The organism is Sphingobium sp. IP1, from assembly GCF_002708645.1.
Taxonomy (GTDB): Bacteria; Pseudomonadota; Alphaproteobacteria; order Sphingomonadales; family Sphingomonadaceae; genus Sphingobium; species Sphingobium yanoikuyae.
The window spans coordinates 19,276-33,314 of the sequence record NZ_NOIW01000065.1; the positions used below are offsets into that span (position 1 = coordinate 19,276).

11 protein-coding genes and 1 riboswitch are annotated in these 14,039 nt (G+C 66.5%); of the genes, 3 read left to right on the forward strand and 8 right to left on the reverse strand.

Translation table 11 applies throughout. The annotated features are described in order from the left end of the window. Positions 1–28: 28 nt before the first annotated feature. The 6 genes from CG471_RS19725 to CG471_RS19750 form a co-directional block, all read right to left on the reverse strand. Positions 29–220 (reverse strand): hypothetical protein, encoded by a 192-nt coding sequence (locus CG471_RS19725; protein WP_099233221.1) that lies wholly within the window; start codon positions 218–220, stop codon positions 29–31. Next, a complete protein-coding gene (locus CG471_RS19730; RefSeq protein WP_099233223.1) occupies positions 217–1,122 on the reverse strand; it encodes a transglutaminase family protein in 906 nt (301 codons plus the stop codon). The genes CG471_RS19725 and CG471_RS19730 overlap by 4 nt, the downstream gene beginning before the upstream one ends. After that, positions 1,119–3,614 (reverse strand): circularly permuted type 2 ATP-grasp protein, encoded by a 2,496-nt coding sequence (locus CG471_RS19735; protein ID WP_099233225.1) that lies wholly within the window; start codon positions 3,612–3,614, stop codon positions 1,119–1,121. The genes CG471_RS19730 and CG471_RS19735 overlap by 4 nt, the downstream gene beginning before the upstream one ends. 3 nt (positions 3,615–3,617) lie before the next feature. Next, the gene (locus CG471_RS19740) at positions 3,618–6,962 is read right to left on the reverse strand and encodes a DUF2126 domain-containing protein (protein ID WP_099233227.1); all 3,345 of its coding nucleotides are present in this window, start codon (positions 6,960–6,962) and stop codon (positions 3,618–3,620) included. 177 nt (positions 6,963–7,139) lie between these two features. Further along, positions 7,140–9,236 carry a prolyl oligopeptidase family protein gene (locus CG471_RS19745; RefSeq protein ID WP_099233229.1) on the reverse strand — a complete coding sequence of 699 codons (2,097 nt, stop codon included), beginning with the start codon at positions 9,234–9,236 and terminating at the stop codon, positions 7,140–7,142. A gap of 20 nt (positions 9,237–9,256) precedes the next feature. Further along, complete coding sequence (locus CG471_RS19750) at positions 9,257–9,541, reverse strand: hypothetical protein (protein WP_257211614.1); 285 nt, start codon at positions 9,539–9,541, stop codon at positions 9,257–9,259. 109 nt (positions 9,542–9,650) lie between these two features. Continuing rightward, positions 9,651–9,758, forward strand: a riboswitch (TPP riboswitch). A gap of 55 nt (positions 9,759–9,813) precedes the next feature. Between CG471_RS19750 and thiC the strand changes: the two genes are divergently transcribed. After that, entirely contained in the window at positions 9,814–11,709 is a 1,896-nt protein-coding gene (gene thiC, locus CG471_RS19755) for a phosphomethylpyrimidine synthase ThiC (RefSeq protein WP_099233231.1), read from the forward strand. Between the two features lie 35 nt (positions 11,710–11,744). Here thiC and CG471_RS19760 read toward each other — a convergent pair whose 3' ends face one another. Continuing rightward, positions 11,745–12,383 (reverse strand): DUF2726 domain-containing protein, encoded by a 639-nt coding sequence (locus CG471_RS19760; RefSeq protein ID WP_180275750.1) that lies wholly within the window; start codon positions 12,381–12,383, stop codon positions 11,745–11,747. A 170-nt stretch (positions 12,384–12,553) separates the two neighbouring features. Here CG471_RS19760 and CG471_RS19765 point away from each other — a divergent pair, with 170 nt between their 5' ends. Both CG471_RS19765 and CG471_RS19770 read left to right on the forward strand, forming a co-directional pair. After that, positions 12,554–12,850 (forward strand): LysR family transcriptional regulator, encoded by a 297-nt coding sequence (locus CG471_RS19765; RefSeq protein WP_099233235.1) that lies wholly within the window; start codon positions 12,554–12,556, stop codon positions 12,848–12,850. A 267-nt stretch (positions 12,851–13,117) separates the two neighbouring features. Then, a complete protein-coding gene (locus CG471_RS19770) occupies positions 13,118–13,519 on the forward strand; it encodes a hypothetical protein (protein WP_099233237.1) in 402 nt (133 codons plus the stop codon). A gap of 28 nt (positions 13,520–13,547) precedes the next feature. Here CG471_RS19770 and CG471_RS19775 read toward each other — a convergent pair. Further along, positions 13,548–14,039 (reverse strand): hypothetical protein (locus tag CG471_RS19775; protein WP_099233239.1); only part of this gene is annotated, 492 nt, incomplete at its 5' end.

Below are 14,039 nucleotides of genomic sequence, written 5' to 3' on the forward strand. Positions count from 1 at the left end.
CCTTGCCATGGCCGGTTGATGACGTCGATCACTTCCCGCCCTGCGCCGCCGGCAGATCAATACTGATTGCGCGTGTTTCGGTCGGGATCGGTGCCGCCATGATCGCGATGCCCGAGACGATCCCCAGCACGCCCCAGACCCACCGTTTCGCGCGGAAATCCATGACGCCGCGCGCCAGGCAGTAAAGGCCGGCCAGGACCAGGATGATGGCGGCGATCATGCGACTTCCTCTTTTGCGGTCTCGTCCTCGGGCACGACATCGACGGCAACGCTGATGCTCTGGCCCGATCCGCCGACGAACAGCCCGTCCATCGGCGCGACGTCGGCATAGTCGCGGCCCATGGCGATGAACAGATGATCCTCGCCGGTGATGACGCCATTGGTGGGATCAAAGCCGATCCAGCCGCGCGTCGGCCCGCACCACAGCATCACCCAGGCATGCATGGCGTCGGCGCCGACCAGCCGGGGCATGCCCGGCGGCGGATAGGTGCGGAGGTATCCGCTGACATAGGCGGCGGGCAGGCCAGCGAGGCGCAGCGCCACCACCATCACATGGGCGAAATCCTGGCACACGCCATGGCGCGCGGCAAAAGCGTCGGCCACCGGCGTGCCGGCATCGGTGGCGCTGGGATCATAGGCGAAGTCCGCCTTGATCCGCTGCGCCAGTTCCCATGCCGCCGCGACGATCGGCCGATCGGGCGCCAGCATCGCGCCCGCCCAGCTGCCGATCGCGTCCAGCATCGGCGCGCGGGGCGAGGCGTAGAGGAATTGCGCGGGGGCAGAGGCGCTGATGTCGCGATCGGCCAGCGCCGCGCGCGCCACCATGGCGATGCTGGGATCGTCCGCCTGCGGCAGGATCGGCGCGCCGCCCGCCACCCCGGCGCGGAACCGGCTCTCGATCGTCAATTGCCGCAATGGCTGGTCGATCACCAGCCGCTCGACATGCACCGGCCAGGCGCCCGGCCGCGCCTCGATCGACAGCGGCGCGGGATCGACGCTCAACGCATAATCTGCGGTCCATTGCCCGGCCCAGGCCATCGGCCGCAGTCGCACATTGAAGCGGGCGACCCGCACCGGCGCGCCATAGCGCAATATGCTTTTGTGCCGGACATGGTAGATCATGACAGCAGCTCTGCGCCCTCGACCTTTTCCGTCTTGCGGACCTGCAGGAAATAGCGCTGGCCGATCGCGTCGGACAAGGCGAGCAGCCGGCTTTCGATATCGGTCAGCGCCGCCATGGTCAGCATGTCGCCGGTCAGCGGCGCCAGCGTCGCCGCCAGCGCGCCGGCCAGCCGCTGCGGTTCCTCCGGCATGCCGTCGCCACGCAGCGTCGGCAAAGCGGCGACATGCTCGGCGATGCGTTGCGCCTGATAGGCGATCGAGCGCGGATTTTGCGGCTCCAGCGCCACCAGATCGCGCACCGGCGGCAGCGACGGGCCGGTCAGGTAGCGGTTGCGATAGCTGATCTGGCTGTCATGCAGGTCGAGCAGCACGGTCAGGTCGTCGGCCGAAGCCCAGTCGCTGCCCAGCAGCAATGTCAGCCGGCATCCGGTGATCGCCCGCTCGATCCGCCGCCCCATATCGTGGAAGCGCCATCCTTCGGTGCGCGCCATATTCTCCGCCGCCAGCCCCGACAGCGCCGAAATCCGCTCGATCATGCGCGATGCCGCGTCCAGCAGCGTCTCGGTCACCGCCCCGTCGAACGCGGGCAGGGGCAGGCGCACCAGCCGCCAGAAATCGGTCGCCAGCCGATCGCGCAGCCCCTCGCCGATATTGGCGACCACGCCCATCAGCGCGCGCACGCTGCCCGGCCGGCGCGCGTCGCCCAGCGCCTGCGCGCACAGCGCACCGACCGGCTGCGCCGCGTTTCCGGTCGCGCCCCACAGCGCCAGCTGCCCCGCCAGCCGCGCCATGGTCGGCGAATCCGACGACGGCCCCATATCGACCTCGATCGATTCGCCGATCACCGCGCGGATCACCCGCAACGTCATCTCGGTCCGCTCGATATAGCGGCCCAGCCAATAGAGATTGTCCGCCGCCTTGGTCGGCAACAGCCCGCCGATCCGCCGGATCGCCGGCGCGCCGCCATCGCCCAGCCCAAAACCCAACAGCGTATCGGGCGGCACTGGCTGGCTGTCGATCACGCACATGTCGGCCGACATGTCGCCTTCGCCCATCAAAACGGCGCGGATATCGCCATGGGCGGCCAGCCGCGCGAAGGCGCCGGGCATGATCCGCCATTGCCCCAGCCCGTCCCGCGCCACGAACACGCGCAGGGTGAAGGGCAGGGGGGTGAGGCGCCCGCCGACGATCGCCGGTGTGGTGGACAATTTCACCACCTCTTGCCCGACATAGTCCATCGGCCGCCGCGCCATCGCCTCCAGCAGGGTCGCGCGCTGGTCCGCATCCAGCGTCGATCCCTGAACCGATCGGGCCGAGCCAAGCCCCGCCGCGTCCCGGTCGAACGCCGAAGCGACCAGCAATGCGTCCAGATGGCTGGCCACATGGCCGCGCTCGCGCTCCTGCCCGCACCACCAGGTGGCAATATTGGGCAGCAGCAATTCGGTGCCCAGCAATGCTTTCGCCAGTTGCGGCAGGAAGGCGGCAAAGGCCCGTGCCTCGATCACGCCAGCGCCCGGCCAGTTGCTGACCATCAGCCCGCCGCGCGCGCAGGCATCATACAGGTCGGGCACGCCGATCCGCGATTCCCCGTCGAACGCCAGCGGGTCGAGGAAGCGGCTGTCCATCCAGCGCCACAGCCCGTCGATCCGCTTCAGCCCCTCGATCGTGCGCACGAACAAGCGCCCATCGCTGACGATCAGGTCATCGCCCTCGACTAGCATCAGGCCCAGATAACGGGCCAGATGTGCCTGCTCGGCATAGCTCTGGTTGAACCGGCCCGGCGTCAACAGGCCGATGCGCGGATCGGCGCGCTGGCAATCGACCGCCAGGCCCCGACGCAGGTCGGCGAAGAAGGGCGCCAGCCGCCGCGTGTTCATCGCACCCAGCAGGTCGCCGGTCGCGCGCGACAGCGCCAGCCGGTTCTCCAGCGCATAGCCGACACCCACGGGCGTGCGCACCCGGTCGGCCAGCACGCGCCATTCGCCGTCCGGTCCGCGCCCCAGGTCGGCGGCATAGAAATGGAGATAATGGCCGCGCGGTGGCGGCGCCCCGGTCATCACCCGCCAATAATGCGGGCTGCCGGTCACCACCGCGGCGGGCAGCTTGCCCTCGCGCACCAGGCTCTGGGTGCTGTAGATGTCGCTGATCACCCGCTCCAGCAACTCGGCCCGCTGCATCAGCCCCTGTTCGATCCGGGTCCATTCGCCAGCGCCGATCAGCATCGGGATCGGGCTCAGCGGCCAGGGCCGCTCCTGCTCGTCGCCGGTCAGGCGGAACGCCAGGCCCAGATCCTGCGCCTGCCGCTCGACATTGCCGGCCAGCGTCGCGGGATCGCCCTGTCCCTGTTCCGACAATCGATCCAGCATCGCCCGCCAGCGTGGCGCCATCTCCGCCGGCGCCCCGGCGAACAGATCGCCGCCCGACGCGCGCGCCAGATAGTCGCCGGCCCAGCCGGACGCTTCGAGACCCGGCAGGACAGGCGAGTCGGTCATCCTCTAATATTCGGGATGCCTGAACCGAAGGTCCAGCGTCATCGGAAATTCGCTCGGGGGTTCGGCCGGCGGCATGTCGACGGGGCCGGGCGTATGGCCATGATCCTGGAACCGCGCCTTGCGCCGCGCCTCCGCCTCATAGCTGTTGATCGGCACATCGTCATAATTGCGCCCGCCCGGATGGGCGACATGATAGACGCAACCGCCCAGCGACCGGCCGCTCCAGCTGTCGAAGATATCGAAGGTCAGCGGCGCATTGGCGGGCAGGTTGGGGTGCAGGCAATTGGCCGGCGCCCATGCCTTGTAGCGCACGCCGCCCACCGCCTCGCCCGGCACGCCGGTCGGCGTCATCGGCACCCGCCGGCCATTGCAGCTGACGATATGGCGTCCGGCGACCAGGCCGGACACGCGCACCTGCAACCGCTCGGTCGAACTGTCGACATAGCGCACCGTACCGCCGATCGCGCCGGTTTCGCCCAGCACGTTCCACGGCTCCAGCGCATGGCTGATCTCCAGCCCGACGCCGCCGGCCTCCACGCTGCCATGCACCGGGAAGCGGAACTGGCGCTGCGCCTCGAACCAGTTGGGATCGAAATCATAGCCCGCCTGGCGCAGGTCGTTCAGCACCTCCAGGAAATCGGCCCAGACGAAATGGCCCAGGAAGAAACGGTCGTGCAGCGCCGTGCCCCAGCGCACCAGATTGCCCTGCTGCGGTTCGCGCCAGAACCAGGCGGTCAGCGCGCGCAGCAGCAATTGCTGGGCCAGGCTCATCTGCGGGTCTGGCGGCATCTCGAACCCGCGAAATTCGACAAGGCCCAGGCGCCCGGTCGGGCCATCGGGCGAGAACAGCTTGTCGATGCAGATTTCGGTGCGATGGGTATTGCCGGTCACATCGACCAGCAGGTTGCGGAACAACCGGTCGACCAGCCAGGGCGGCGGCAGCTTGTCCGCGCCGTCGCGCACCGGATTGGGCACCTGCGCGAGCGCGATCTCCAGCTCATACAGGCTGTCGTGCCGCGCCTCGTCGATGCGCGGCGCCTGGCTGGTCGGGCCGATGAACAGGCCGGAAAACAGATAGGAGAGGGACGGGTGCCGCTGCCAGTAGAGGACGAAGCTCTTGAGCAAGTCCGGCCGGCGGATGAACGGGCTGTCGTTCACGCTCGCCCCGCCCAGCACCAGATGATTGCCGCCACCGGTGCCGACCGACCGGCCATCGACCATGAACTTGTCGGCGGTCATCTTCACTTCGCGGGCATCCTCATAGACGCCCTGCGTAATCGCCACCGTCTCGGCCCAGCTTGTCGACGGCTGGATATTCACCTCGACCACGCCGGGGTCGGGCGTCACCTTCAGCACGTTGACGCGCGGGTCGGAGGGCGGCGCATAGCCCTCGATCCGCACCGGGATGCGCGTCGCCTCGGCCACCTTCTCGACCTGCGCAATCAACTCCAGATAATCGTCCAGCGTCTTCACCGGCGGGATGAAGACCGACAGGAAATTGCCGCGCGGCTCGACCGTGACGGCGGTGCGCACCGCCCCTTCGATGAACACCTGTTCCTGCCGGTCCTGATGCGCGGCGGCGGCGACTTCGGACCGCTCGAACCGTTCCGCCGGCGCCCCGCTCTCGGCTGCCGCTTCGGCGCGATAATCGGCCAGCGGCTCGCGCGGCTCGCTCGTATCCTGCGGGTGGATATAGGGGAAATCGGACGGCGGCACATAGGGCAGGGTGCCCAGCGGCAGGCGGTATCCCAGCGCCGAATCCCCCGGCACCGCGAACAGCGCCTTGCGCCGCACCTTCCACACCTCGCTCTGCCAGCGCGGCGCACTCGCCTGCGTCTGCCAGCGCTGGATCGGCAGCACATAGCCGACCGTCTTGCTAAGGCCGCCCTCGAACGCGCGCACCATCCGGCTGCGCTCCTCGGCATTGTCGAACTTGGGGTCGCCCGGCTCGGTATTGGCGGGCAATTCCGCCTCCTTCACCGACCAGGCCAGCGCATCCTCGAATACCGGCTGGACGAAATCCGTCTCGACCCCCAGCCCGTCCGCCATGGCGGTCAGGAAGCGGCCGGCATCCTCGGCGCTGATGGTCTTGTCGCCCGCCTCCGGCTCGCCCGCGATCAGCCCGGCATCGCGCCAGATCGGCACGCCGTCCGCCCGCCAGTAGATCGAATAGCCCCAGCGCGGCAGGCTTTCGCCCGGATACCATTTTCCCTGGCCATGATGCAGCAGCGCGCCCGGCGCGAAGCGGTCGCGCAGCCGCCGGATCAGCCGGTCGGCATAGCCCGCCTTGGTCGGTCCCACCGCGTCGCCATTCCATTCGCCCGCCTGTGGATCGTCGACCGCGACGAAGGTCGGCTCGCCGCCGGTGGTCAGCCGCACGTCCTGCGCGATCAGGTCGGCGTCCACCTGTTCGCCCAGCGCCATCAGCGACGCCCAGCGCCCCTCGGTAAAGGGCTTGGTGATCCGCACCGCCTCGGCAATGCGGCTGACATTCATGGCGAAATTGAAATCGACTTCGGCCGGTTCGGCCATGCCGCTGATCGGGGCTGCGGACCGATAATGGGGCGTGGCGCAGAGCGGGATATGGCCTTCGCCCGCGAACATGCCGCTGGTCGCATCAAGCGCGATCCAGCCAGCGCCGGGCACATAGGCTTCGGCCCAGGCATGCAGGTCGACCACATCCTGGGTAACGCCCTTGGGGCCCTCGATCGGCTCGACGTCCGCAACAAGCTGGATCGAATAGCCCGACACGAAGCGCGCGGCAAAGCCGAGGCGACGCAGCAACTGCACCAGCAGCCAGGCGGAATCGCGGCACGATCCGGTGCCGATGTCCAGCGTCTCCTCGGGCGACTGCACCCCGGTTTCCATGCGGATGACATAGCCGATGCGCTGCTGCAGCTTGCTGTTCACATCGACCAGGAAGTCGATCGTCCGCCCCTCGAACGACGCATGCTGCGCGACCAGCGCCTCGAACAAGGGCCCCTGCGCCTCGACATCATAATAGGCCGCCAGATCGGTCTCCAGCTGCTCGTCATAGCTGAAGGGGTAATTTTCCGCATAGGGTTCGACGAAGAAGTCGAACGGGTTGATGATGTCGAGATCGGCCAGCAGGTCGACCTCGATACTGAAATGATCGACCGGATCGGGAAAGACGATCCGCGCCAGCCAGTTGCCGTGCGGGTCCTGCTGCCAGTTGAGGAAATGGTTCGCCGGCTCGATCTTCAGCGCATAATTGGGGATCTTGGTGCGACTGTGCGGGGCGGGTCGCAATCTTATCACTTGCGGACCCAGACGGATCGGGCGGCTATAGCGATAGGCGGTCAGGTGGTGCAGCGCGGCCTTGAGCATGATGCGATCAGAAACCACGCTTTGCTGCAATGCAATGCGAAACTGTCGCTTCGCCAAAGATTCTCGCAATTTCCGTTCGCGTCAGCCCGGCCATCCCCTCATTTAACCGACGTCATCCCGGACCCTTCGACAGGCTCAGGGCATGCTTGATCCGGGACCCCGCTTCCTTTTGCGCCCCTATTTTCCCTCCAGCCGCTGACTGAAATAGACCATCTGCATCGCCTGCAACCGCGCGCCCTGTTCGATATCCGCGTCGCCCGAATGGCCGCCGGCGGTATCCTCGTAGAAAAGATAGGGCAGGCCGTAGTCCTTCAGCCGCGCGGCGAACTTGCGCGCATGCTGCGGGCCGACCCGGTCGTCCTTGGTCGTGGTCCAGATATAGGGCGTGGGATAGGCCACCCCCTTGCGGATATTGGCATAGGGCGAAATCTTCTCGAGAAACGCCTTTTCCTCCGGCACCGACACGCTGCCATATTCATCGACCCAGGACGCACCGGCCGCGATTTGCTCGTATCGGATCATGTCGAGCAGCGGCACCTGGATCACCACCCCGTTCCAGAGGTCCGGATGCTGGTTGAACTCGACCCCCATCAGCAGCCCGCCATTGGACCCGCCATAGATGCCGAACTTCTGCGGGCTCGACAGTTTGCGCGCGAAGATATCCTGCGCCACCGCCGCGAAATCATCATAGATGATCTGGCGTTTGGTCTTGAGGCCCGCCTCATGCCAGGCCGGGCCGAACTCGCCGCCGCCGCGGATATTGGCCAGCACGAAACTATTGCCCCGCTCCAGCCACAGCTTGCCGGTGATCGCGGCATAGCTGGGCGTCATCGGCACCTCGAAGCCGCCATAGGCGGTCATGATCGCCGGCGTGCTGCCGTCGGGCGTCATCCCCTTCTTGTGGACGATGAAATAGGGAATTTTCGTCCCGTCGCTCGACCGGGCTTCAAACTGCTCGACCACCAGCCCCGCCGCGTCGAACCGCGCCGGCATCGCCTTCACCTGCACCGGTTTCGGGTCGGCCGCGTCCATCGCCCATAATGTCGTCGGCGCCAGGAAGCCCGCGACGCTGAGGTAAATCTTGTCGCTCTTGTCGGATGCGGCGACCGTGCTGATCGTCGCATTGTCGGGCAGGTCGACCGGCTGTGCGCTCCATCCCGTGGCGCCGCGCGCATAGACCCGCACCCGCCCGCGCACATTGTCGTTGAGGCTCAGCACGACCCGGTTCTTCGTCGCCACCACCCCGTCGATCGACTGGCGCGGCGTCGGCGCGAACAAGATCTCGGGCGTCAGCACGCCGCCATCCTGCAACGCTTTCAGCGCCACGCTCGCCAGTGCGCCCGCCGGCACGGTCACGCCCCCGCTTTCCCAAGCCTCGCTGGTCTGGATCAGCACCTGCCCGTCGACCATGCCCTGCAACTGGCTCTTGGCCGGCAGCGCCAGCCGCTTCGTCCCCTGCGCCGTCAGCAGCCAGGTCTCGTTGCCGAAGAAGGTGACGCCGCGAAACAGGAAGGCGGCCCTGTTGCCCTGCCCATCGCTCAGCAGGATCGGCATCGACATGAGCTGGTCGCTCGCCGCGCCGCGAAACACTTCCTGTGCCTCGTCCAGTTTCTGCCCGCGCTTCAGCGTCTTGATGATGAAAGGATAGCCCGACTTGGTCAGGCTATCCGCCCCCCAGTCGCGCGACAGCAGCAGGCTGTCCTTGTCCAGCCAGGCCGCATCCTGCTTGGCATTGGGAATGTCGAACCCGCCCGGCACGAACCGGCCGTCGACCAGGTCGAACTCGCGCAGCCGCACCGCATCCTCGCCACCATCCGATAGCGCCAGCAGCGCGATCCGCTCCTCGGGGTCGAGGATGGTCGCGCCCTTCCACACCCATTTCTTGCCCTCGGCCCTGGACAGCGCATCCAGGTCCAGCACGGTCGTCCAGCTCGGCGACGCCGACGCATAATCAGCCTCGGACGTATAGCGCCACACGCCCTGCGGATGGTCGGCATCGCGCCAGAAATTATAGATGCGGCCATGGACCAGCATCGGCATCGCGATCCGGTCCTTGGCCGATGCGATCGCCAGCGCGTCCCTGTAATAGCCGGCATAGCGCGGATCGCCCTGCAGCGTGGCGACGGTCGCCTTGTTCTCCGCCTCCACCCACTGCATCGCGCGCGGCCCGGTCCAGTCCTCCAGCCAGACGAACGGATCGTCCGCCGGAGCAGGGGCGGGCGCAGCAGCGCCGGTCAGCAGGGCAGCAGAAACCATCGTCAAAAACCTCTTCATTGCGCCCCCCTTTGTTGTCCTCAATCCCGCGCGAGCTGTCCCCGCAGGTAACGCCGCCGCAGCACCGCGCCCGCCACCAGCAGCGGCAGCGACGCGGCACAGGCGATCAGCCCCAGCAGCATCGGCGACCAGCCCATCAGGCTGTGAACGCCAAAGGCCGACGGCAGGATCAGCAGCAGTGCGCCGAGCGTCAGCAGCCACAGCCCCCAGCGCCGCGGCCGCACCGCCACCATCCGCATCTCGTGCCGCAACGCCTTGCGCCGGGCCTTCTCGGAATCGGGATGGGGTGGGGCGCTGTTCTGCACGATCGGCCTCTTGCTGGATCTTCTTCCAATTATGGTCTCCATCGCCCCGGCGCAAGGCGATCGGCTCGCGAAGGGCTTCCCCTGCCGCCGCGCTTGCGCTATCCATTGCCCATATCCCCGGGGGACCGTCCGCAGACGGTTGAGAGGCGGCTTTGTGGCCGCGACCCGCTGAACCTGATCCAGTTGACACTGGCGTAGGGAGGGAAGCGCGTCGTGCCACTCATCCCGTGACACCGCCCGCACTCTCTTTCCGCCTGAAGGAGAGAGAAGTTATGGCAGACGTCCCCGCCCGCACCGAAATGCGCGTAACGACCGGGCCCATTCGCGACTCGAAGAAGATCCATGTCGGCCCGCGCAAGGTCGCCATGCGCGAGATTCATCTGGAGCCGGGCAGCGGCGAGCCACCGGTCCGCGTCTATGACACCTCCGGCCCCTATACCGATCCGGACGCCCACATCGACATCATGGCCGGCCTGCAGCAGCTGCGCCGCGACTGGATTCGTGACCGCGGCGATGTCGAGGAATATGATGCGCGCGAGATCAAGCCGGAGGATAATGGCCTCAAAGGGCCAGACCGTTCGGGCGGCGTCCAGCCCTTCCCCAATGTCGTCAAGCGCCCGCTGCGCGCCAAGCCCGGCGCCAACGTCTCCCAGATGCATTATGCCCGCCGCGGCATCATCACCCCGGAAATGGAATATGTGGCGGAACGCGAGAATCTCGGCCGCGCCCGCCTGAAGGAATATGTCCGCGACGGCGAAAGCTGGGGCGCGTCGATCCCCGACTATGTGACGCCCGAATTCGTCCGCGATGAAGTCGCCCGCGGCCGCGCCATCATCCCGTCCAACATCAACCACCCGGAATCCGAGCCGATGGCGATCGGCCGCAATTTCCTGGTGAAGATCAACGCCAATATCGGCAACTCGGCGGTCGCCTCCGACGTGGCGAGCGAAGTCGACAAGCTGGTCTGGTCGATCCGCTGGGGCGCCGACACGGTGATGGACCTCTCCACCGGCCGCAACATCCACGACACCCGCGAATGGATCATCCGCAACTCGCCCGTGCCGATCGGCACCGTCCCCATCTATCAGGCGCTCGAAAAGGTCGGCGGCATTGCCGAAGACCTCAGCTGGGACATTTTCCGCGACACGCTCATCGAACAGGCCGAACAGGGCGTCGACTATTTCACCATCCATGCCGGCGTTCGCCTCGCCTATATCCCGATGGCGGCCAAGCGCGTCACCGGCATCGTCTCGCGCGGCGGCTCGATCATGGCGAAATGGTGCCTCGCCCATCACAAGGAGAGCTTCCTCTACGATCATTTCGACGAGATTACGGAGATCATGAAGGCCTATGACATCGCCTATTCGCTGGGCGATGGTCTGCGCCCCGGCTCGATCGCCGACGCAAACGACGAAGCCCAATTCTCCGAACTCTACACGCTGGGCGAGCTGACCCACCGCGCCTGGAAACAGGATGTGCAGGTTATGATCGAAGGGCCGGGCCATGTGCCCATGCACAAGATCAAGGAGAATATGGAAAAGCAGCTCCAGGTCTGCGGCGAAGCGCCCTTCTATACGCTCGGGCCGCTCACCACCGACATCGCGCCGGGTTACGACCATATCACCTCGGGGATCGGCGCCGCCCAGATCGGCTGGTATGGCACGGCTATGCTCTGCTACGTCACGCCCAAGGAGCATCTGGGCCTGCCCGACCGTGACGATGTGAAGGTCGGCGTCGTCACCTACAAGCTCGCCGCCCACGCCGCCGACCTGGCAAAGGGGCATCCGGCCGCCAAGGTCCGCGACGACGCGCTCAGCCGTGCGCGTTTCGAGTTCCGCTGGCGCGACCAGTTCAACCTGTCGCTCGACCCCGACACGGCCGAACAATATCACGATCAGACCCTGCCGGCCGAAGGCGCCAAGAGCGCCCATTTCTGCTCGATGTGCGGCCCCAAATTCTGCTCGATGAAGATCACCCAGGAAGTGCGGGATTTTGCTGCAAAGAAGAACCAGCCGGCGGACGGCTTTCTGGCGGCCGGCCTGACCGGCGCGGAGGTGGCGGAAGCCAGCAAGGCCGCGGCCTTGAAAGGCATGGAAGAGATGAGCAAACTCTTCAAGGAAACCGGCAGCGAACTCTATATGGGCGCCGGTGGACGGGAGCATGATTGATCCGGTCGCCGGGCGAAGCACAAGGCTTCGCCCGGCTAGGCTTGGCCGGCGCGGGCCCGTTCCACCAATTTGCGGATCATCGCCCGGACTTCGGCCGGCGTATCGCCACTGACCACTTCGACATAGCCGATTCCGGCGCGACGCAGCGCTTCCCGTTTCACTGCGTCGCGGGCGGCGGTGTTATCGCTCAAATGATGGCCATTCCCCTGCATCTCTATCGCATGCAAAGGACGGCAGTCGGCATCGACGATCAACAGGTCGACGCGTTTGGAATTGACCGCCAGAAAGGCTGCCTCGTTGGAACTGCCCAATATCTCGCCCAGAGAAACCTGACCCATGGCACGCCACCCTGGACTGTTGTCCTCCAACGCCTTGTCCAATACCGAGAGCAGCCGTCGCTCGCCATGATTGAGCAGCGGACGCGCCGCAAAATCGGCGGTCATGACGATACGCAACTGGTCGGCGGCAGTCGTTATCGGATCGATGGACTTTGGGGTTGGTGCCAGCGGGATGATCTTGCCGCGCCCCGCTTTCCAATCTTGTCGGCCGTTACGCGCACGCCAGCGGGCACGGCGCTCTGTCCGCTTCCATCCTTCGACCGTCCGTTCAACGGTGATGCCGATCGCAGCCCCCACCCCAAGCACGAGGGCCAACAACAGCGGCTTGTCGATCAAGGCGGTCAGTTCCGGTGGCATGGTGATAAACTATGCCGACAGATAGTTACGATCGCGTAAGTGTCGGAGGCGGCGATGGTCCACGATTTTTTTGTTGAATGGTCATGCCCTGACACCCCGGTGCCAATATCCCCTGTCCTACACGGCGATCCTCTGATCTACCCTGGGGAATGACACAGAACCTCCCCGCTCGCCCGCCCGCGCAGCCCGCGCCGGCCATCTTCACCCCCGCCCGCTGGACCCCGGCCCGGCAGCGGACCTTCCTGACCGCCCTCTACCAGAGCGGCAGCGTGGCCCAGGCCGCGCGCATGGTCGGCATGTCGCCCTCCAGCGCGCATCGCCTGCGCCGTCGCCTCGCCGGCACCGCCTTCGACCGGGACTGGAGCAACGCGCTGGCGCTGCATGCCCAGGCGACGGCCGACCCGATCGCCACCCAGCTTCGCCCCCAGGCCGCGACGCGGCGCTGAGGCATATCGGTGCAAAACAGGTGCAAAGCTGTCGCGTCACCGGGGCATCATGGGCGCGTTATGCGTCGCCCCGGTGGCGCGTCCTGATGCAGAACAGGCGCGTGGGTGACGCGCGGCCGGTGCAAAAGTGGCGCAAATCCCCCGGAAAGGCCGATAACGCTGTGAACTTCGGGCGTGACCCTCGCCCTTTGTCCGCGCCGCCTTGCAGGATCGCCGAAAATATGAGAACAAATAACGAACATGATTCGTCCTCAGGGGAGGAAGTCCATGGTTCATCGTCTCGCTTCGTTATTGCCGTTGCTGCTCGCAGCGATCATCGTCGGCGCGCCCGATCCGGCAGCGGCCAAGCCCGATTTCTCCCATGTCACCTCGCGCGAACAGGCGGAGGCGCTGGTGGCGACCGGGGCGCTGGTGCGCATCTATCTCTTCCCGATCCGTCTGGGCGGGCCGAGGCGCAAGGCGAATATCAGCTATGTCCCACCCGAAGCGGGCGCCGCGCTCGACCAGATTAGCGGCACGCTACAGCGCTTCACCCGTGAGGGGCTGGTCGATCAGTTGAGGATCATACCCGAATATCGCGGCACCAGTTTCGTGCCGACGCGCATCAACATGCATGCCACCCATAGCGGGCAGGAGGGCGGCTTCCACCCGAGCATCGAGATATGGTGACGGTCGGCGCGCAGCAGGCGCCGCCGGTTCAGGCCTCCAGCATGCGCAGGGTGCGGCGCTTCTTCCAGTCGAGCACCACCTGGATGCGCATGCTCCAGCTGCCGTCCCAATCGACCGCCAGGTCATGGGCATCGAGCTGGGCGGCGATCCGCCGGCCGATATCGAGCGCCGCCGCCTCGCCGGCTGCGCAGGCGCCGTAATTGAGGTAGAGCGCCTCGCCCTCCACCGCCGCCTCGGTGTCCTGCATGTGGAAAAAGGCGTAGCCCTCGGCCGGGCGGCCTTCGCCGATGGCTTCCTCGATCTCGTCCCAGATCTCGATGGCGCCGCAACTGCCGCAGCAGGTGAAATTCTGCCGCGCGATCACGCCCTCGGCCTCCAGCGCGGCAAAGGCGGCATCCAGCCGGTCGCAATCGGTCATGTCGGGCCAGGCCTTTTCGGCGGCATTATGTTCGGCCAGCGCCTGACGCAGCGCGGCCGATGCCTCGCGGCGCAGGGTCGGGCCGGGCAGTTCCTCGACGAA

Coding starts and splice junctions, on each gene's coding strand:
- CG471_RS19730 (WP_099233223.1), bottom strand. CDS start 1,122: ATGATCTACCATGTCCGGCACAAAAGCATATTGCGCTATGGCGCGCCG.
- CG471_RS19725 (WP_099233221.1), bottom strand. CDS start 220: ATGATCGCCGCCATCATCCTGGTCCTGGCCGGCCTTTACTGCCTGGCG.
- thiC (WP_099233231.1), top strand. CDS start 9,814: ATGGCAGACGTCCCCGCCCGCACCGAAATGCGCGTAACGACCGGGCCC.
- CG471_RS19745 (WP_099233229.1), bottom strand. CDS start 9,236: ATGAAGAGGTTTTTGACGATGGTTTCTGCTGCCCTGCTGACCGGCGCT.
- CG471_RS19735 (WP_099233225.1), bottom strand. CDS start 3,614: ATGACCGACTCGCCTGTCCTGCCGGGTCTCGAAGCGTCCGGCTGGGCC.
- CG471_RS19740 (WP_099233227.1), bottom strand. CDS start 6,962: ATGCTCAAGGCCGCGCTGCACCACCTGACCGCCTATCGCTATAGCCGC.
- CG471_RS19765 (WP_099233235.1), top strand. CDS start 12,554: ATGACACAGAACCTCCCCGCTCGCCCGCCCGCGCAGCCCGCGCCGGCC.
- CG471_RS19770 (WP_099233237.1), top strand. CDS start 13,118: ATGGTTCATCGTCTCGCTTCGTTATTGCCGTTGCTGCTCGCAGCGATC.